Annotated in this window: 19 protein-coding genes and 1 other RNA gene; 14 read left to right on the forward strand and 6 right to left on the reverse strand. The window is 62.9% G+C overall.

The annotated features are described in order from the left end of the window. Window positions 1–232 precede the first annotated feature (232 nt). The 5 genes from trxA to ACMGGN_RS22960 all read left to right on the forward strand — a co-directional run bounded on the left by trxA (window position 233) and on the right by ACMGGN_RS22960 (window position 5,581). On the forward strand, window positions 233–562 hold the full coding sequence (gene trxA / locus ACMGGN_RS22940; RefSeq protein WP_012316792.1) for a thioredoxin TrxA: 330 nt from the start codon (window positions 233–235) through the stop codon (window positions 560–562). A 228-nt stretch (window positions 563–790) separates the two neighbouring features. After that, on the forward strand, window positions 791–2,050 hold the full coding sequence (gene rho, locus ACMGGN_RS22945) for a transcription termination factor Rho (protein WP_003253661.1): 1,260 nt from the start codon (window positions 791–793) through the stop codon (window positions 2,048–2,050). A gap of 200 nt (window positions 2,051–2,250) precedes the next feature. Next, the gene (gene ubiD / locus ACMGGN_RS22950) at window positions 2,251–3,717 is read left to right on the forward strand and encodes a 4-hydroxy-3-polyprenylbenzoate decarboxylase (RefSeq protein WP_046788190.1); all 1,467 of its coding nucleotides are present in this window, start codon (window positions 2,251–2,253) and stop codon (window positions 3,715–3,717) included. Next, complete coding sequence (locus ACMGGN_RS22955) at window positions 3,717–4,685, forward strand: CDP-6-deoxy-delta-3,4-glucoseen reductase (RefSeq protein WP_046788191.1); 969 nt, start codon at window positions 3,717–3,719, stop codon at window positions 4,683–4,685. Before ubiD ends, ACMGGN_RS22955 begins: the two co-directional genes overlap by 1 nt. 245 nt (window positions 4,686–4,930) lie before the next feature. After that, on the forward strand, window positions 4,931–5,581 hold the full coding sequence (locus ACMGGN_RS22960) for a gamma-glutamylcyclotransferase (RefSeq protein ID WP_046788192.1): 651 nt from the start codon (window positions 4,931–4,933) through the stop codon (window positions 5,579–5,581). A 70-nt stretch (window positions 5,582–5,651) separates the two neighbouring features. Here ACMGGN_RS22960 and ACMGGN_RS22965 read toward each other — a convergent pair whose 3' ends face one another. Further along, complete coding sequence (locus ACMGGN_RS22965; RefSeq protein ID WP_414156317.1) at window positions 5,652–6,629, reverse strand: NADPH:quinone oxidoreductase family protein; 978 nt, start codon at window positions 6,627–6,629, stop codon at window positions 5,652–5,654. Window positions 6,630–6,785: 156 nt separating this feature from the next. Here ACMGGN_RS22965 and ACMGGN_RS22970 point away from each other — a divergent pair, with 156 nt between their 5' ends. After that, window positions 6,786–7,190, forward strand: coding sequence for a flagellar basal body-associated protein FliL (locus ACMGGN_RS22970; protein WP_125924702.1), 405 nt, complete (start codon window positions 6,786–6,788; stop codon window positions 7,188–7,190). Between the two features lie 33 nt (window positions 7,191–7,223). Here the strand turns inward: ACMGGN_RS22970 and ACMGGN_RS22975 are convergent, their stop codons facing one another. After that, window positions 7,224–7,676, reverse strand: coding sequence for an EVE domain-containing protein (locus ACMGGN_RS22975; RefSeq protein WP_174141992.1), 453 nt, complete (start codon window positions 7,674–7,676; stop codon window positions 7,224–7,226). 178 nt (window positions 7,677–7,854) lie between these two features. Here ACMGGN_RS22975 and ACMGGN_RS22980 point away from each other — a divergent pair, with 178 nt between their 5' ends. Further along, complete coding sequence (locus ACMGGN_RS22980) at window positions 7,855–8,004, forward strand: hypothetical protein (protein WP_168216575.1); 150 nt, start codon at window positions 7,855–7,857, stop codon at window positions 8,002–8,004. Window positions 8,005–8,023: 19 nt separating this feature from the next. On the opposite strand, the gene ACMGGN_RS22985 is transcribed toward ACMGGN_RS22980, so the two are convergent. The 4 genes from ACMGGN_RS22985 to ACMGGN_RS23000 form a co-directional block, all read right to left on the reverse strand. Then, window positions 8,024–8,632: a 5-formyltetrahydrofolate cyclo-ligase gene (locus ACMGGN_RS22985; protein ID WP_046788196.1), complete on the reverse strand. Its 609-nt coding sequence runs from the start codon at window positions 8,630–8,632 to the stop codon at window positions 8,024–8,026. Between the two features lie 71 nt (window positions 8,633–8,703). Then, a non-coding RNA gene (ssrS, locus tag ACMGGN_RS22990) (6S RNA) lies at window positions 8,704–8,883 on the reverse strand. Window positions 8,884–8,900: 17 nt separating this feature from the next. Then, entirely contained in the window at window positions 8,901–9,221 is a 321-nt protein-coding gene (locus ACMGGN_RS22995) for a cell division protein ZapA (protein ID WP_012316783.1), read from the reverse strand. Then, window positions 9,218–9,400 carry a TIGR02449 family protein gene (locus ACMGGN_RS23000; protein WP_039603542.1) on the reverse strand — a complete coding sequence of 61 codons (183 nt, stop codon included), beginning with the start codon at window positions 9,398–9,400 and terminating at the stop codon, window positions 9,218–9,220. The genes ACMGGN_RS22995 and ACMGGN_RS23000 overlap by 4 nt, the downstream gene beginning before the upstream one ends. A gap of 182 nt (window positions 9,401–9,582) precedes the next feature. Here ACMGGN_RS23000 and ACMGGN_RS23005 point away from each other — a divergent pair, with 182 nt between their 5' ends. The 7 genes from ACMGGN_RS23005 to ACMGGN_RS23035 all read left to right on the forward strand — a co-directional run bounded on the left by ACMGGN_RS23005 (window position 9,583) and on the right by ACMGGN_RS23035 (window position 17,266). Continuing rightward, complete coding sequence (locus ACMGGN_RS23005) at window positions 9,583–10,137, forward strand: YecA family protein (protein ID WP_012316781.1); 555 nt, start codon at window positions 9,583–9,585, stop codon at window positions 10,135–10,137. A 22-nt stretch (window positions 10,138–10,159) separates the two neighbouring features. After that, the gene (gene pepP, locus ACMGGN_RS23010; protein ID WP_115273145.1) at window positions 10,160–11,494 is read left to right on the forward strand and encodes a Xaa-Pro aminopeptidase; all 1,335 of its coding nucleotides are present in this window, start codon (window positions 10,160–10,162) and stop codon (window positions 11,492–11,494) included. Beyond that, window positions 11,491–12,690 carry a 2-octaprenyl-6-methoxyphenyl hydroxylase gene (ubiH, locus tag ACMGGN_RS23015; RefSeq protein WP_115273144.1) on the forward strand — a complete coding sequence of 400 codons (1,200 nt, stop codon included), beginning with the start codon at window positions 11,491–11,493 and terminating at the stop codon, window positions 12,688–12,690. Before pepP ends, ubiH begins: the two co-directional genes overlap by 4 nt. After that, on the forward strand, window positions 12,687–13,169 hold the full coding sequence (locus tag ACMGGN_RS23020; protein ID WP_046788199.1) for a DUF4442 domain-containing protein: 483 nt from the start codon (window positions 12,687–12,689) through the stop codon (window positions 13,167–13,169). Before ubiH ends, ACMGGN_RS23020 begins: the two co-directional genes overlap by 4 nt. 9 nt (window positions 13,170–13,178) lie before the next feature. Then, complete coding sequence (locus tag ACMGGN_RS23025; RefSeq protein ID WP_174142001.1) at window positions 13,179–14,396, forward strand: 2-octaprenyl-3-methyl-6-methoxy-1,4-benzoquinol hydroxylase; 1,218 nt, start codon at window positions 13,179–13,181, stop codon at window positions 14,394–14,396. A gap of 155 nt (window positions 14,397–14,551) precedes the next feature. After that, window positions 14,552–15,553 carry an extracellular solute-binding protein gene (locus ACMGGN_RS23030; protein WP_119687952.1) on the forward strand — a complete coding sequence of 334 codons (1,002 nt, stop codon included), beginning with the start codon at window positions 14,552–14,554 and terminating at the stop codon, window positions 15,551–15,553. A gap of 90 nt (window positions 15,554–15,643) precedes the next feature. Continuing rightward, window positions 15,644–17,266: an ABC transporter permease gene (locus tag ACMGGN_RS23035; protein ID WP_281868399.1), complete on the forward strand. Its 1,623-nt coding sequence runs from the start codon at window positions 15,644–15,646 to the stop codon at window positions 17,264–17,266. Window positions 17,267–17,330 lie beyond the last annotated feature (64 nt).

Genomic DNA, 17,330 nt, shown 5'->3' on the forward strand with positions numbered 1-17,330 from the left:
TCTCGGTCGGTAACCCGGCAATCGTGCCACGTTAGCAGGCTGTCGCCAACGCGCGACTCGCCAGGGCTTGATGCAAGGCAATGTGCCAGTCGATGCTATGACACTTCTGTGACAGTTTCGATTCGTGGCGTCTTGCACAACTATAGTGACACTCAATCGTCCGCGACTTCCTGTAGCGCGTGGGTGCGGCTATGATGGGCCACGTTTTTTGCTTACGACCCTGGAGATATCCATGAGCAGCGATCTTATCAAACACGTCACCGACGCCACCTTTGAGGCCGAAGTCCTGCAAGCCCAAGGCCCGGTGCTGGTCGACTACTGGGCTGAATGGTGCGGCCCATGCAAGATGATCGCTCCGGTGCTGGACGACATCGCCACCACCTACGAGGGTAAACTGACCGTCGCCAAGCTGAACATCGACGACAACCAGGAAACCCCGGCCAAGCACGGCGTGCGTGGCATCCCGACGCTGATGCTGTTCAAGAACGGCAACGTCGAGGCCACCAAGGTCGGCGCCTTGTCCAAATCCCAGCTGGCCGCGTTCCTCGACGCCCACCTGTGATGTGAAAAAGCCCCGGAAATTCCGGGGCTTTTCTTTTCCAACCCACTAGACGTCGAAAAAAGCAAGTGTTACATTCGGCCTCGCACTGTTTCTCCAGTGCCCCCTGCACGCCGTCGCCGACGCACTCCTAATTAGAATCTGTGCGCGATCCTATCGCCTTCTAGCGGCGCGGCTTCATTAAGCCAGAAGCTTAATCCTCCCTTCATACATGATTACGTCATTCCCCTTATGAACCTGACTGAACTCAAGCAAAAGCCGATTACCGATCTGCTGGAAATGGCCGAACAGATGGGCATCGAAAACATGGCCCGTTCGCGCAAACAGGACGTGATTTTCGCCCTGCTGAAAAAGCACGCGAAAAGCGGCGAAGAGATCTCAGGTGACGGCGTGCTGGAGATTCTCCAGGATGGTTTCGGTTTCCTGCGTTCGGCTGATGCGTCCTATCTGGCCGGCCCTGACGACATCTACGTCTCGCCCAGCCAGATCCGCCGCTTCAACCTGCGTACCGGCGATACCATCGTCGGCAAGATCCGCCCGCCGAAGGAAGGGGAGCGTTACTTCGCGCTGCTCAAGGTCGACACGATCAACTTCGATCGCCCGGAAAACGCGAAGAACAAGATCCTCTTCGAAAACCTGACGCCGCTGTTCCCGAACAAGCGCCTGAAGATGGAAGCCGGCAACGGTTCCACCGAAGACCTGACCGGCCGCGTCATCGACCTGTGCGCGCCGATCGGCAAGGGCCAGCGTGGCCTGATCGTCGCCCCGCCGAAAGCGGGTAAAACGATCATGCTGCAGAACATCGCGGCCAACATCACCCGTAACAACCCCGAGTGCCACCTGATCGTTCTGCTGATCGACGAGCGCCCGGAAGAAGTGACCGAAATGCAGCGCACCGTGCGCGGTGAAGTGGTTGCCTCCACCTTCGATGAGCCGCCAACCCGCCACGTGCAGGTTGCCGAAATGGTCATCGAGAAGGCCAAGCGCCTGGTCGAGCACAAGAAGGATGTGGTCATCCTGCTGGACTCCATCACCCGTCTGGCGCGTGCCTACAACACCGTGATCCCGAGCTCCGGCAAGGTGCTGACCGGTGGTGTCGATGCCCACGCCCTGGAGAAGCCGAAGCGTTTCTTCGGCGCTGCGCGTAACATCGAGGAAGGCGGTTCGCTGACCATCATCGCCACCGCGCTGGTAGAAACCGGCTCGAAGATGGACGAAGTGATCTACGAAGAGTTCAAGGGTACCGGCAACATGGAACTGCCCCTGGACCGTCGCATCGCCGAGAAGCGTGTGTTCCCGGCCATCAACATCAACCGCTCGGGCACCCGCCGTGAAGAGCTGCTGACTGCTGATGACGAACTGCAGCGCATGTGGATCCTGCGCAAGCTGCTGCACCCGATGGACGAGATCGCCGCCATCGAGTTTTTGGTCGACAAGCTCAAGCAGACCAAGACCAACGACGAGTTCTTCCTGTCGATGAAGCGCAAGTAAGCGTTTCAGGCTGGCAGTGATTGGGGCTGCTTCGCAGCCCATCGCCGGCAAGCCGGCTCTTACAGGTCCTCTGCGATCCTTGTGGGAGCCGTCTTGCCGGCGATGGGGCGCGGAGCGGCCCCAAGTCATTTTTGGCCATTGAGCGCTGAACGGCGCTACACTCTGCACCCCGACCGATACGGCCAACACGAGGCTCATGCATGCAGTATCGCGACTTGCGCGACTTCATTCGTGGCCTGGAACAGCGCGGTGAACTCAAGCGCATCCAGGTCCCGATCTCCCCCGTCCTGGAAATGACCGAGGTGTGTGACCGCACCCTGCGTGCAAAGGGCCCGGCGTTGTTGTTCGAAAAGCCCACGGGCTTCGACATTCCGGTGCTCGGCAACCTGTTCGGCACCCCGCAGCGGGTGGCCATGGGCATGGGCGCCGAGTCGGTCGAGGAGCTGCGCGAGATCGGCAAGCTGCTGGCCTTCCTCAAGGAGCCGGAGCCGCCGAAAGGCCTCAAGGATGCCTGGTCGAAACTGCCGATCTTCAAGAAGGTCGTGTCCATGGCGCCGAAGGTGGTCAAGGATGCCGTTTGCCAGGAGGTGGTGGTCGAGGGTGATGATGTCGACCTTGGCCAGCTGCCGATCCAGCACTGCTGGCCGGGCGACGTGGCGCCGCTGATCACCTGGGGCCTTACCGTGACCCGCGGCCCGAACAAGGACCGCCAGAACCTGGGCATTTATCGCCAGCAGGTCATCGGCCGCAACAAAGTCATCATGCGCTGGTTGAGCCACCGCGGCGGTGCCCTGGATTATCGCGAATGGTGTGAGAAGAACCCCGGCCAACCGTTCCCTGTCGCCGTTGCCCTGGGTGCCGACCCGGCAACCATCCTCGGCGCCGTCACGCCGGTGCCCGATACCCTGTCCGAATATGCCTTCGCCGGCCTTTTGCGTGGCAACCGCACCGAGTTGGTCAAATGCCGAGGCAGCAACCTGCAGGTGCCGGCTACCGCCGAGATCATCCTTGAAGGTGTGATCCACCCGGGGGAGATGGCTCCGGAAGGCCCCTATGGTGACCACACCGGCTACTACAACGAAGTGGACAGCTTCCCGGTGTTCACCGTCGAGCGCATCACCCACCGGCAAAAACCGATCTACCACAGCACCTATACCGGCCGGCCGCCAGATGAGCCGGCCATCCTCGGCGTGGCGCTCAATGAAGTGTTCGTGCCGATCCTGCAAAAGCAGTTCCCGGAGATCGTCGACTTCTACCTGCCGCCGGAAGGGTGCTCGTACCGGATGGCGGTGGTGACGATGAAGAAGCAGTACCCGGGCCACGCCAAGCGCGTGATGCTGGGTGTGTGGTCGTTCCTGAGACAGTTCATGTACACCAAGTTCGTTATCGTAACCGACGACGACATCAACGCCCGTGACTGGAATGACGTGATCTGGGCCATCACCACGCGCATGGACCCCAAGCGTGATACGGTGATGATCGACAACACGCCGATCGATTACCTGGACTTTGCGTCGCCGGTATCGGGCCTGGGGTCGAAGATGGGCCTGGATGCCACCCACAAGTGGCCGGGCGAGACTACACGCGAATGGGGCCGGGTCATCGTCAAGGACGAGGCCGTCACCCGCCGCATCGATGAGTTGTGGGACCAGTTGGGAATAGATTGATGCAGGTAACGTTGCAGCCGTCCGGGGCGGTGCTGGCGCTCGAACCCGGGGAACGGATCCTGGATGGAGCGCGGCGGCTGGGCTATGACTGCCCGAACAGCTGTCGCAATGGCAATTGCCATGTGTGCGCCGCATTGTTGGTCGAAGGTCGCGTTCGCCAGAACGGTGAGGTGCGCGACCATGGTGAGCTGTTCACGTGCATCGCCGAACCGCTGGAGGACTGCGTGCTGCTCTGGGATGGTGTGCTGGCCCTGGGCGAGCTGCCAGTGCGCAAGCTGGCATGCAGCGTCATTGAATGCGTAGAGGTGGGGGGCGATGTCTGGCGCGTGCGCTTGCGCGCGCCGGCTGGCAAGCCACTGCGCTATCACGCCGGGCAGTATCTGATGATCGAGCGCGAGGGCGGCAAGCCGGCGGCCTTCTCCCTGGCGTCTGCCCCCCACAGTGGGCGCGACCTTGAGCTTCACGTGCTGGTCCGCGAAGACAGCGCCCGTCAGCTTTTGGCGCAACTGCAGCGTGACCCTATCGCCCGCATCGAAATGCCATTCGGTGACACCCACCTGGCCGAACTGCCCGATGGACCACTGGTGCTCATCGCTGCGGGAACCGGCATGGGGCAGATGCACAGCCTGGTCGAGCATTGCCGCGCCCAGGGCTTCAAGCACCCGGTGCACCTCTACTGGGGCGTGCGACGCCCTGAAGACTTCTACGCCATCGAGCACTGGGACGAATGGGAGCGTCTGCCCAACCTGTTCCTGCACAAGGTGGTGAGCGACCTGTGTGGCTGGGAAGGCCGCTGCGGCATGTTGCACGAGGCCGTGTGCGAGGACGTGCAAGACCTCAATACGGTCCATGTTTATGCCAGTGGTTCACCAAACATGGTTTATGCCACGCTCGATGCCCTGGTCGAGGCCGGTATGGATGCGCACCGCATGCGTGCGGATGTGTTTGCCTACGCACCGCGTGGTTAATAACCGAAGTTTCAGGTAGTGGGTATAAGGCGGTAATTCTTACCGCCTTGACTAATAACTTTCACTATACTTGGAACCATGCTCTCCAACCGTCGGAAGTTCGCGTGAAACTTGGGCTTCAGGGCTTGAGTGTTGGCGCGGTTCTACCCTAAGGTGGTTGCAGGTTCCCAAGGCGCTGGCGCAAGCCCCGCCCTGCAGGGCCTTTCGCTATATCAGTAGTTCACAGGGAATAATGGCGGCAGCTTATGTCGGCACTTGAAAGTTTATCCTGGAAAAGCGCTTATCCTCCGGCACTCGACTTCGGCCAGCAACTGACCCGCGAGCAATTGATCAACTCGATGCATACGACCATGTCGCGCCATGACGGTGGCCCGGTCTGGTTGTTCGCCTATGGTTCGTTGATATGGCGCCCGGAGTGCAGTTCGGTAGAGCGCCAGCGTGCACGCGTGCATGGCTATCACCGTGGCCTTTACCTGTGGTCGCACGAGCATCGTGGTACGCCGGAAACGCCAGGCCTGGTATTCGGCCTCGACCGCGGCGGTTCGTGCAGCGGTTTTGCCTACCGCCTCGATGAAAGCAACCTCGACGACTCGCTGATGGCCTTGTGGCAAAGAGAGATGCCGTACCCGGCGTACCGGCCGCACTGGCTCAGCTGCCGGCTGGGTGATGGCAGCAAGGTGCAGGCCTTGGGCTTTGTACTTGAGCGGCACCTGCCGTGCTACGCCGGCAATCTGCCTGATACGCTGCTCAGCCAGATTCTTGCCAGTGCCAAAGGGCGCTACGGCACCACGCGTGAGTATGTCGAGCAGACGTTGAACGCATTGCGCAGCCACCAGATGCCCGACCGCAACCTCGAAGCGCGGTTCCGGCGCTGCCACAACCTGCGGGAGGTCTGATTGGGCTGTGCAGGGCTCTTCGCGCGTTTATCGGCGAAGAGCTCTGCAGCGGCAGCGTATCTTTCAATGATTAGCTGGCCAGCAGCACCAGCTTACCCACCGCTTTCCTTTGGCCCAACTGCTCGATCGCCGCGCCCGCCTCGGCCAGTGGGTAAGTCTTCGATACCAGCGGCTTCAGTTTGCCCTCGGCATGCCAGGCAAACAGCTGGTTGAAGTTGGCCGCATTGTCCTGCGGCTGACGCTGGGCAAAAGCCCCCCAGAATACCCCCAGCACCGCTGCGCCCTTGAGCAGTACCAGGTTCGCCGCCATCTGTGGAATCGTCCCGCTGGCAAAGCCGACCACCAGCAGCCGCCCGTTCCACGCCAGCCCGCGCACGGCCTGGTCGAACAGTTCACCGCCGACCGGGTCGTAGATCACATCTACCCCTTGGCCGCCGGTCAGGCGCTTGATTTCCTCCTTGAGGCTGGCCTGGCTGTAGTCGATCAACTCGTCCGCCCCTGCAGCCTTGGCCACGGCCAGTTTCTCTGCGCTGCTGGCGGCTGCGATCACCTTGGCGCCCATGGCTTTGCCGATCTCCACGGCCGCCAGGCCGACACCACCGGACGCACCCAGCACCAGCAAGGTTTCGCCCGGCTGCAACTGGGCGCGCTGCTTTAGCGCATGCATCGAGGTGCCATAGGTCATGCCAAAGGCAGCAGCGGTGGTGAAGTCCATGCTTTCGGGGATGGGCAGCACGTTGTAGAACGGCACGGCCACCTGTTCGGCGAACGCCCCCCATCCGGTGAGGGCCATCACCCGGTCCCCGACCTGGAAGGCACCGGCGCGCTCGCCGACAGCGGCAACGACACCCGCCGCCTCGCCACCGGGAGAGAACGGTAGCGGTGGCTGGAACTGGTATTTGCCTTCGATGATCAGGGTATCTGGGAAGTTGACCCCAGCCGCATGCACCTCGAGCAGAATCTCGTTTTTCTTCGGTACCGGGCTGGCCACCTCTTCCAGAACCAGGTTGCGTGCCGGCCCCAAGGTTTTACACAACACAGCTTTCATCGGGCTATTCCTTTGCGGGTAGTGGCCGATAAGTGTAGGAGGGCGGCCTGCCGGGTCAACGAGCATGGCCCGCCCTGATGGGGCTGCATAAGCCCGGGCTTGGGTTTGGGCCGCATGCTGGGTAAGCTGGCGCCAATTGTTTTGAGGAGTGAATTCGTGAAAGCGTGGATCTTGATGTTGCTGGCCCTGATGCTGCCAGCGGCGGCCCTGGCCGAAGAAGCCAAGGAAGGAGCCCCCAAGGTCTCCTATATCAGCCTGAGCCCGCCCTTTGTAGGCAACTACGCCCTCGACGGTGGCCCCAGGTTGCGCGTATTCAAAGCTGATGTGGCCCTGCGTGTGACTGGCGATGAGGCAGCCAAGGCGGTCAAGCACCACGAGCCGCTGATTCGCAACCAGCTGGTGGCGCTGTTCACCCAACAAGGTGTGGATAACTTGAGCAACGTCGACGCCAAGGAAAAACTGCGCCAAGAGGCGCTCAAGCAGGTGCAGCAGGTGATGGAAGCAGAAGAAGGCAAGCCGATTGTCGAAGATCTGCTGTTCAATAACCTGATCGTGCAGTGATCAAGATACAGGCTGGCCTCTTCGCGGGGCCGGTCATTTGCTCAGCGCAATGATCGCCACCCACTGCTCTTCGGTCACCGGCATCACCGACAGCCGAGTGCCTTTGTGCACCAGTGGCAACTCCTCCAACGCGCTTTGTTGCTTGAGCAAGCCCAGCCCCAGCACCTGCCTGAACGTATTCACGTGCGCCACATCTACCGCGCTCCAGGGGTTCTTCTCGGCAGTGGCTTTGGCGTCGTAGTAATGGCTCTGAGGGTCCAGCGCAGTTGGGTCCGGGTAGGCCGCTGCAGTGATCCGGGCGATCCCGGCAATGCCCGGTTGAGGGCAACTGGAGTGGTAGAAGAAAAACTCATCGCCTACGTTCATGGCGCGCAGAAAATTGCGCGCCTGATAGTTGCGCACGCCATCCCAGCGGGCCTCACCCAGGCGGCCCAGGCCTTCGATCGAAAGCTCATCGGGCTCGGATTTCATCAGCCAGTAGGCCATGGATACTGCTCCTGAAAAGGTTTGAAATAACCTGTTGCACGAAACCGACAGCCGGTTGGCGTCAACGTTTGCGTGTCGACGCAGGTTGTCGGAAAATGCGCCGATTTTAACGCTATATGCTCCGGCGGCACCAAGAAGGTCGCCGAGCCAGAACGTATGCCTAGGGGGGCATTCTTCGATGAATCAACGCAAACCGGACCTGCTCTGGGTCCTGGTCTTCATCTTTGGTCTGGGTGTGGTTACCACCGGTTATGCTCAGGGTATCTGGGAGCGCAAGCTCGATACCGCGTACCAGGCACCGGTCGAAGCCGGTCAGCAGCAGCGCTGATCTTCCCCGCTGGCGCCTGTTATTTAGGCGCCAGGTACCAGTCACGGTCCGAGACCGTGCCCTGCAGTGGTACATCCCAACTGGCCTGCGCCAGTCGTTCGACCTTCTGGCATTCATGGGCCAGCCCCAGCAGCAGGGGTTTTTTCCATGTTTTGCGTCGCGCCTGGTAGGCCAGGCTGCGATCATAGAAACCACCGCCCATGCCTAGCCGCCCGCCGGCTTCATCGAAGCCCACCAGTGGCAGCAGAATCAGGTCCAGCGACCAGATCGGGCGCTGGCGCTTGCGGTCAGTCAGTGGCTCTGGAATACGGAAACGGTTGCGCTTGAGCTTTTCCCCTTGCTCGAACCGCTGGAACACCATGCGCGTACGCGGCCATGCGTGCAGTACCGGCAGGTAGGTACGTTTGCCACGGCGTTGCGCCTCGCGCAGTAGCAACTGCGGGTCGATTTCACCGTCGTTGGGCAGGTACAGGGCAATGTGCCGTGCGCGGCGGAACAGCGGGTTTTGCGCCAGCTGCCGATACAGCCCAAGGGAGGCTTGGCGTTGCTGGGCTGGCGTGAGTGCGCGGCGGGCATTGCGAAGCAGGCGACGAAGCTGGGGGCGGGTTAGCGGCGCGGTGTCGGTCATGGCACGGGCGTTCCCAGGTGTCGAAGCTAAAAGCGAGAACTGCCCGCCGGGGTGGGCGGGCAGTCGAAATCAGGCTCCCCGATAAGACCGCTATCGGTGTAGCCCTTGAACCCGAAAGTTCAAGGTGGAGATTGCAGGGGGCGTTAAGGCTTTCCGTCGGGCGGACATGCACACCGGCCCCAGCGTGCAACCCCCGTGGTTGTGCGTATCGGCTCAGGGACATAACCGACTGGCGCATCCCCCAGGGAGTGGCGCCAGTATACCAACCTCAGCCGATTTTGGTATCCGTGTCGTCGGACAAAGCCTTGTCGACGCGATCGAGCAGGTCGCGGACCTGTTCGCGGGTGGCGCTGCCAGCGGGGGCGTCGGTGCGGTCTTCCTGGCGGTGGAGCATCTCGTGGGTGATGTTCAATGCGGCCATGACCGCGATCCGATCAGCACCGATCACCTTGCCGCTGCTGCGGATCTCGCGCATCTTGCCGTCCAGGTAGCGTGCGGCGCTGACCAGGTTGTTGCGTTCTTCCGGCGGGCAGATGATCGAGTATTCCTTGTCCAGGATCTGCACGGTGACGCTATTGCTTGAACTCATGAGTCATGCTCCAGGGCCTTGAGGCGTAAGATCATCGACTCGACCTTGCGCTTGGCGATCTCGTTCTTTTCGATGAGGTGGGCGCGCTCTTCGCGCCAGGATTTTTCCTGAGCTACTAGGAGTGCATTTTGCCGTTTAAGTTGCTCGACGCGCTCGATCAGCGACTCGAACCGGCTCATCAATGCTTGCAGGTCGTTCTCTTGCGTGGGTTGCACTCGATTCGCTCCGTCATTGAATCACCCGTCGATCATGCCTCTCCCTGAGCGGTGACGGCCAGTGCCGATGGTCTTGGCGCGCCTGCCGGTGCTAGGATACAAGGCCTTCATTCTAGTCAAATGCGCCGTCTGGCGCCTAGCCGCCCATGCCTAATACCCAATCGCCCTACACCGCATTCGCCGCACTGCTCTCGAGCAACGGCCACCCTGTTTCCCCCGCCGAGCTGCACGGCCTGCTGATCGGCCGCAGTTGCGCCGGTGCCGGCTTCGAGGCCGATGCCTGGCTGGCCGACGCTGCCGGGGTGCTGGAAAACGAACCTGAAGACAATGTGCGCGCTGCATTGATCGGCCTGCAAGAGATGGTCAAGGCCGAGCTGACCGGCGAGGACATTGCGATCGTTCTGCTGCTGCCAAGCGACGAAACCCCGCTGACCGAGCGTGCCACGGCGCTGGGCCAGTGGTGCCAGGGCTTCATCGCCGGCTTCGGGCTCAACGCTGGCGGCAAGGACCTGTCCACCGATGCCAAGGAAGTGCTCCAGGACCTGGTGGCCATTTCCCAGGTCCAGGAAGCACTGGAAGAATCCGAGGACGGCGAAAGCGATTACATGGAAGTCATGGAGTATCTGCGCGTTGCGCCGCTGCTGCTGTACACAGAGCTGGCCGCGCCGGCCGCGCCTGCGCCAAAACCTTCGCTGCACTGATCAACCGGGGGTAGTCCTGCCCATGAGCCACATACCCAAGGCCGAATATGCCCGTCGGCGCAAGGCGCTGATGGCGCAGATGGTCCCCAACAGCATTGCCATCCTGCCGGCTGCCGCAGTCGCCATTCGCAACCGCGATGTCGAGCACGTCTACCGCCAGGACAGCGATTTCCAGTACCTGAGCGGCTTCCCGGAGCCGGAGGCGGTGATCGCGCTGATCCCGGGGCGCGAGCATGGCGAGTACGTGCTGTTCTGCCGCGAGCGTAACCCTGAGCGCGAGCTGTGGGACGGCCTGCGTGCCGGCCAGGAAGGTGCCATCCGCGACTTTGGCGCGGACGATGCCTTCCCGATCACCGACATCGACGAGATCCTGCCGGGCCTCATCGAAGGTCGCGAACGGGTCTACAGCGCCATGGGCAGCAACCCCGAGTTCGACCGTCGGCTGATGGACTGGATCAACGTGATCCGCTCCAAGGCGCGCCTTGGCGCCCAGCCACCGAACGAGTTCGTTGCCCTGGATCATCTGCTGCACGACATGCGTCTGTATAAATCGGCGGCGGAAGTGAAAGTGATGCGCGCCGCTGCAGAAATTTCCGCGCGTGCCCATGTGCGGGCCATGCAGGCCTGCCGGGCAGGGCTGCACGAGTACAGCCTGGAAGCCGAGCTGGACTACGAGTTCCGTAAAGGCGGGGCAAGAATGCCAGCCTACGGGTCGATCGTCGCTGCCGGCCGCAATGGCTGTATCCTGCACTATCAGGAGAACAATGCCGCGCTCAAGGACGGTGACCTGGTGCTGATCGACGCCGGTTGCGAAATCGATTGCTATGCCAGCGACATCACCCGCACCTTCCCGGTCAGCGGGCGGTTTTCGCCTGAGCAAAAGGCCGTCTATGAACTGGTGCTCAAGGCCCAGGCCGCCGCTTTCGCCGAGATTGCCCCAGGCAAGCACTGGAACCACGCCCATGAAGCGACCGTGCGGGTGATCACCGAGGGCCTGGTGGAGCTGGGCCTGCTCAAGGGCAAGGTGCAGGCGCTGATCGAAAGTGAAGCGTATCGGGCCTTCTACATGCACCGTGCCGGGCACTGGCTGGGCATGGACGTGCACGATGTGGGCGAATACAAGGTCGGCGGCCAGTGGCGGGTGCTGGAGCCTGGCATGGCGCTGACCGTCGAACCGGGTATCTACATTGCCGCCGACAATCAGCAGGTCGCGAAGAAATGGCGCGGCATCGGCGTAAGGATCGAGGACGACGTGGTGGTGACCAGGCAAGGCTGTGAAATTCTGACTTCGGGCGTGCCCAGGACGGTCGCCGAGATCGAGGCGCTGATGCAGGCGGCCCGTAAGGACGCTGCATGAACCGAGTCAACCTGGCGATCATTGGTGGCGGCCTGGTCGGTGCCAGCCTTGCGCTGGCCCTGCAGGCTGGGGCCAAGGCGCGTGGCTGGAAGATCCTGCTGATCGAGCCATTCGCCCCGGGCGACAGCTTCCAGCCCAGCTATGATGCGCGCTCCTCAGCGCTTTCGTTCGGTACCCGGCAGATCTACCAGCACCTGGGCGTGTGGCAGGGCATCAGCCCTCGTGCCGAGCCGATCCGGCAGATCCAGGTCTCGGACCGTGGGCGCTTTGGCTCCACCCGCCTCGATGCGCTGGAGGAGGGCGTGCCAGCGTTGGGCTACGTGGTCGAGAACGCCTGGCTTGGTCAGTGCCTTTGGCAAGGGCTGGACAGCGAGGTGGTGAGCTGGCGCTGCCCGGCCGAAGTGAAGGCGATGCAGGCCGTCGCCGGTGGTTATCGCTTGCAGCTGGACGATGACACCGCCCTTGAGTGCGACCTGGCAGTGCTGGCCGACGGTGGCCGCTCCGGGTTGCGCGAGCAACTGGGCATCCATGTGCGCCGCACGCCCTACGAGCAGAGCGCCCTGATCGCCAACATTACCCCGGGCGAGTCCCATCGCGGGCAAGCCTTCGAGCGCTTTACCGAGCAAGGCCCCATGGCATTGCTGCCGCTGCCCGAGAACCGCTGTGCGTTGGTCTGGACCCGTCAGGGTATGGACGCCAAGCGCTTGGCCGAGATCGACGAACGCAGCTTCCTGCGCGAGCTGCAGGATGTATTCGGCTATCGCCTCGGCGCCCTGCGCCAGGTCGGCGCACGGCATCTGTACCCGCTGGCACTGGTCGAAGCCCAAGAGCAGGTGCGCCCGCATCTGGTGGTACTGGGCAATGCCGCGCACAGCCTGCACCCCATTGCCGGGCAGGGTTTCAACCTGTCGCTGCGCGATGTGCAGTCGCTGGCCGATGCGCTGCTGGCCGGCCCGCAGCAGCCAGGCGATCTGGCGACCCTGCAGGCGTACCATCAACGCCAGCAACTCGACCAGGCCATGACCATCGGTTTCTCCGACCAGGTTACCCGCCTGTTCGGCAGTAATCAGCCGTTGCTGGCCGCCGGGCGCAACATCGGCTTGCTTGGGCTCGACTTGCTGCCGCCGGCCAAAAGCTGGTTCGCCCGCCAGGCCATGGGCCTGGGCACCCGCCCTGATCCGCGGGGGCAGGCATGAGCAACCCGCGCAAGCTGGCGCGCCGGGCGCGCATGTTGCGCTGGCTGCTGAACCTTTACCCACCGTACCTGGGCGCTGGCATTCGCATTCAGCACATCAGCCCGGACATGCGCAGTGTCAGGGTGCGCATGAAGCTGAACCGCTGGAACCGCAACTACGTCGGTACCCAGTTTGGCGGTAGCCTGTATTCGATGGTCGACCCGTTCTACATGCTATTGCTGATCGAACTGCTGGGCCGTGAGTACATCGTCTGGGACAAGGCAGCCAGCATTGACTTCATCGCACCGGGCAAAGGCCCGGTGTATGCCGATTTCCACATCGAAGACGCACTGCTGGACGAGATCCGCCAGCAGACCGCCAGCGGCAAGAAATACCTGCCACGTTTGCAGGTCGATGTCCGCGACGGTGCCGGCGAGCTGGTGGCGCGGGTCGATAAAACCCTATACGTGCGGCTCAAGCCGCAAGCGAGGCAGGCGTAAGGCATGGAAATGCGCGCAGATCTGTTGATTGTCGGTGCCGGTATGGTCGGCAGCGCCTTGGCCTTGGCGTTGCGCCACAGTGGCCTGGAGATACTCCTGCTCGACGGTGGTTCGCTGACGGTGAAGCCGTTTGACGGCGATGCGCCGTTCGAGGCGCGGGTCAGCGCCCTCTCGGCGGCCAGCCAGCGCATCCTCGAGCGTTTGGGCGCCTGGGAAGAAATCGCCAAACGGCGTGTTTCGCCCTACTCGGACATGCATGTCTGGGACGGCAGCGGCACTGGGCAGATTCACTTTTCCGCCGCCAGCGTGCACGCGCAGGTGCTTGGCCATATCGTCGAAAACCGGGTAGTGCAGGATGGCCTGCTGGAGCGCCTGCATGACAGCGATATCGGCCTGCTGCCCAACGCCCGCCTGGAGCAGATGCGCCGCTCTGGCGATGAGTGGCTGCTGACCCTGGCCGATGGCCGCCGCCTGCGGGCACCGCTGGTGGTGGCTGCCGACGGTGCCAATTCGGCGGTGCGGCGCCTGGCCGGCTGCCAGACCCGTGAGTGGGATTACCTGCACCACGCTATCGTCACCAGCGTGCGCTGCAGTGCTGCACACCAGGCTACCGCCTGGCAGCGCTTCACCGACGAAGGGCCGCTGGCCTTCCTGCCCTTGTCGCGAGACGGCCAGCAGGGCTGGTGCTCGATCGTGTGGTCGACCACGCCCGAGCAGGCCGAGCAGCTCATGGCGCTGGATGATCAAGCTTTCCTCAAGGCCCTGGAGCGTGGATTCGAGGGGCGCCTGGGCCAAGTGCTGCACGCCGACCCTCGGGTTTGCGTGCCGTTGCGCCAGCGCCACGCCAAGCGGTACGTGGACGAGGGGCTGGCATTGATCGGCGATGCCGCGCACACCATTCATCCGTTGGCGGGGCAGGGCGTGAACCTGGGCTTTCTCGATGCAGCGGTGCTGGCTGAGGTGTTGGTGAACGCCTGCGAGCGGGGTGAACGGCTGGCGGATGTGAAAGTGCTCAGCCGTTATGAGCGCCGACGCATGCCACACAACCTGGCATTGATGGCGGCGATGGAGGGCTTCGAGCGGCTGTTCCAGGCCAACCCGCTGCCGTTGCGCTGGTTGCGTAACAGCGGTCTGAAGCTGGTGCAGCAGATGCCGGAGGCCAAGGCGCTGTTCGTGCGCCAGGCGTTGGGGCTTTCCGGGGACTTGCCGGAGCTGGCCAGACCTTGAGATTGTTGGGCCGCTTTGCGGCCCTTTCGCGACACGAGGCCGCTCCTGCAGGCGTTCGCGTGCTCTTGCAACATCTGGTAACGGCTGGGTAGGTGAGCCGGAAAATGGGATTCACTACCATTTGCGCCTCTCATACGATTCGAGGAGTGCATCCCATGTTGCCACGCAAGCCCCTACTGGCCGCCCTGGCCCTGACGCTGTTCGGTGGCACCGCCCAGGCGGCGGACGAAGTAGTGGTGTACTCCTCGCGCATCGACGAGCTGATCAAGCCGGTGTTCGACGCCTACACCGCCGAGACCGGCGTCAAGATCAAGTTCATCACCGACAAGGAAGCCCCGCTGATGCAGCGCATCAAGGCCGAGGGCGAGAACGGGGTGGCCGACCTGCTGCTGACCGTGGATGCCGGTAACCTGTGGCAGGCCGAGCAGATGGGCATCCTGCAGCCTATCAAGTCGGCCATCATCGACCAGAACATCCCCGCTCAATACCGCGCCTCGTCCCATGACTGGACTGGCCTGAGCCTGCGCGCGCGGACCATCATCTACTCCACCGAGCGGGTCAAACCCGCAGAGCTGAGCACCTACGAGGCACTGGCCGACAAGCAGTGGGAAGGGCGTCTGTGCCTGCGCACGGCAAAGAAGGTCTACAACCAGTCGCTGACCGCCACGCTGATCGAGAACCATGGCGAGGCCAAGACCGAACAGATCGTCAAAGGCTGGGTCAACAACCTGTCTACCGACGTGTTCTCCGATGACAACTCGGTAATCCAGGCCATCGAGGCCGGCCAGTGCGATGTGGGGGTGGTGAACACTTACTACTTCGGCCGCCTGCACAAGCAGAACCCGAACTTGCCGGTGAAGATCTTCTGGCCTAACCAGGGCGACCGAGGCGTGCACGTCAACCTGTCCGGCATCGGCCTGACCAAGCACGCACCGCATCCGGAGGCGGCCAAGAAGCTGGTGGAGTGGATGACCGGTGAGCAGGCGCAGAAGCTGTTCGCCGACATCAACCAGGAGTTCCCGGCCAACCCGAAGGTCAAGCCATCGGACGAGGTCGCGGCATGGGGCAGCTTCAAGGCTGACAGCATCCCGGTCGAGGTGGCAGGCAAACGCCAGGCCGAGGCCATTCGCTTGATGGATCGGGCTGGCTGGAACTAAGCCCCAGGCTTTATCCTGCAGGGGCCCACAAGGGCCCCTTCGCGTGGCAAGCCCGCTCAGCGGTTGCCATCTGCCACAGAGACAGTTGCCTTGCCCCACGCTCCCCAACGCCGCTGGTACCTCCCGGTCATCCTGACCGCCGCCCTCGTGCTCTTGCCCTTGAGCGTCCTGCTGCTGTCCTGGCAGTCGATCGACGTGCAGATCTGGTCGCACTTGCTCGACACCCAGATGAGCCGCCTGCTCGGCAACACATTCACCTTGGTGGCGGGTGTAGGCGTAGGCGTCACCGTGCTCGGCGTGAGCCTGGCCTGGCTCACCAGCCTTTGCGAGTTCCCCGGCAGGCGCTGGCTGGACTGGGCACTGATGCTGCCGTTTGCCATCCCCGCCTATGTCCTGGCGTTCGTCTTCGTCGGCCTGCTGGATTTCGCCGGCCCGGTGCAAAGCGCCTTGCGTGAAGTGTTCGGGCCCATGCGCCTGCCGCGGGTGCGCTCCACCGGCGGGGTGATTGTGGTGCTGGTGCTGGTGTTCTACCCCTATGTCTACCTGCTCGCGCGCACGGCATTCCTGGCCCAGGGCAAGGGGCTGATGGAAGCGGCGCGGGTGTTGGGCCTTTCGCCGCTGCAAGCTTTCTGGCGGGTTGCCCTGCCCATGGCGCGGCCGGCCATCGGCGCAGGCATAGCGCTGGCCCTTATGGAGACCTTGGCAGATTTCGGTGCGGTGGCTGTGTTCAATTTCGACACGTTCACCACCGCCATTTACAAGACCTGGTACGGCTTCTTCAGCCTGGCCAGCGCGGCTCAGCTGGCCAGCCTGCTATTGCTGGCGGTAATGCTGGTGCTGTACGGAGAACGCCGCGCCCGTGGCGCCTCGCGCAGCTCAAACGAACGCCCGCGGGGTCAGGCCCTCTATCACCTGCGCGGTCTGAAGGCACTGCTGGCCAGTGGCTGGTGCCTGCTGGTATTTGCCTGTGCCTTCGTCATCCCGCTGCTGCAGTTGCTGGTATGGTTCTGGCAGCGGGGGCGGCATGACCTGGACGAGCGCTATGTTGGCCTGGTGCTGCACACCTTGTACCTGGGCGCCCTGGCAGCCTTGATCACGGTGAGCGTCGCACTGCTGCTGGCATTTGCCCGGCGTCAGGCGCCGACCGGCGGCATCCGTGCCGGGGTTGGCCTGGCCAACCTAGGCTACGCCTTGCCCGGCTCGGTGCTGGCGGTGTCGATCATGCTGGCCTTCAGCTACCTGGACAACCACCTGGTGATCCCTCTGTCGAGCTGGCTGGGTGGGGCAGGCAAGCCATTGCTGCTGGGCAGCCTCGCGGCATTGCTGGTGGCCTATCTGGTACGTTTCATCGCCGTGGCCTATGGGCCACTGGAAGGCAGCCTGGAGCGCATCCGCCCGTCGTTGCCCGAGGTTTCACGGAGCCTGGGTGTCGGAGGGGCGAGATTGTTTTTCAAAGTGTATATGCCGCTGCTGGTCCCTGGTGCCCTCAGCGCCGCACTGCTGGTCTTCGTCGATGTGCTCAAGGAAATGCCCGCGACCTTGCTGATGCGGCCCTTCGGCTGGGATACCCTCGCCGTACGGGTGTTCGAGATGACCAGTGAAGGCGAGTGGGCGCGTGCCTCACTGCCCGCCTTGACCTTGGTGCTGGTTGGCCTGCTGCCGGTCATCGGCCTGATTCGTCGTTCAGCCAGGCGCCCCGGTCACAGTCACTGAGGGTGCCAGCCCGCGCCCTTGCGGCTACAATGCGCGGCATTCGCGCGACGGGTCCTACAAGAAG

The organism is Pseudomonas sp. BNK-30 (genome assembly GCF_047456185.1).
Taxonomy (GTDB): Bacteria; Pseudomonadota; Gammaproteobacteria; order Pseudomonadales; family Pseudomonadaceae; genus Aquipseudomonas; species Aquipseudomonas putida_E.

What these genes read in the sequence shown, in the direction of transcription:
- trxA (WP_012316792.1), top strand. Translation starts at nt 233, where the DNA reads ATGAGCAGCGATCTTATCAAACACGTCACCGACGCCACCTTTGAGGCC.
- rho (WP_003253661.1), top strand. Translation starts at nt 791, where the DNA reads ATGAACCTGACTGAACTCAAGCAAAAGCCGATTACCGATCTGCTGGAA.
- ubiD (WP_046788190.1), top strand. Translation starts at nt 2,251, where the DNA reads ATGCAGTATCGCGACTTGCGCGACTTCATTCGTGGCCTGGAACAGCGC.
- ACMGGN_RS22955 (WP_046788191.1), top strand. Translation starts at nt 3,717, where the DNA reads ATGCAGGTAACGTTGCAGCCGTCCGGGGCGGTGCTGGCGCTCGAACCC.
- ACMGGN_RS22960 (WP_046788192.1), top strand. Translation starts at nt 4,931, where the DNA reads ATGTCGGCACTTGAAAGTTTATCCTGGAAAAGCGCTTATCCTCCGGCA.
- ACMGGN_RS22965 (WP_414156317.1), bottom strand. Translation starts at nt 6,629, where the DNA reads ATGAAAGCTGTGTTGTGTAAAACCTTGGGGCCGGCACGCAACCTGGTT.
- ACMGGN_RS22975 (WP_174141992.1), bottom strand. Translation starts at nt 7,676, where the DNA reads ATGGCCTACTGGCTGATGAAATCCGAGCCCGATGAGCTTTCGATCGAA.
- ACMGGN_RS22980 (WP_168216575.1), top strand. Translation starts at nt 7,855, where the DNA reads ATGAATCAACGCAAACCGGACCTGCTCTGGGTCCTGGTCTTCATCTTT.
- ACMGGN_RS22985 (WP_046788196.1), bottom strand. Translation starts at nt 8,632, where the DNA reads ATGACCGACACCGCGCCGCTAACCCGCCCCCAGCTTCGTCGCCTGCTT.
- ACMGGN_RS22995 (WP_012316783.1), bottom strand. Translation starts at nt 9,221, where the DNA reads ATGAGTTCAAGCAATAGCGTCACCGTGCAGATCCTGGACAAGGAATAC.
- ACMGGN_RS23000 (WP_039603542.1), bottom strand. Translation starts at nt 9,400, where the DNA reads ATGAGCCGGTTCGAGTCGCTGATCGAGCGCGTCGAGCAACTTAAACGG.
- ACMGGN_RS23005 (WP_012316781.1), top strand. Translation starts at nt 9,583, where the DNA reads ATGCCTAATACCCAATCGCCCTACACCGCATTCGCCGCACTGCTCTCG.
- pepP (WP_115273145.1), top strand. Translation starts at nt 10,160, where the DNA reads ATGAGCCACATACCCAAGGCCGAATATGCCCGTCGGCGCAAGGCGCTG.
- ubiH (WP_115273144.1), top strand. Translation starts at nt 11,491, where the DNA reads ATGAACCGAGTCAACCTGGCGATCATTGGTGGCGGCCTGGTCGGTGCC.
- ACMGGN_RS23020 (WP_046788199.1), top strand. Translation starts at nt 12,687, where the DNA reads ATGAGCAACCCGCGCAAGCTGGCGCGCCGGGCGCGCATGTTGCGCTGG.
- ACMGGN_RS23025 (WP_174142001.1), top strand. Translation starts at nt 13,179, where the DNA reads ATGCGCGCAGATCTGTTGATTGTCGGTGCCGGTATGGTCGGCAGCGCC.
- ACMGGN_RS23030 (WP_119687952.1), top strand. Translation starts at nt 14,552, where the DNA reads ATGTTGCCACGCAAGCCCCTACTGGCCGCCCTGGCCCTGACGCTGTTC.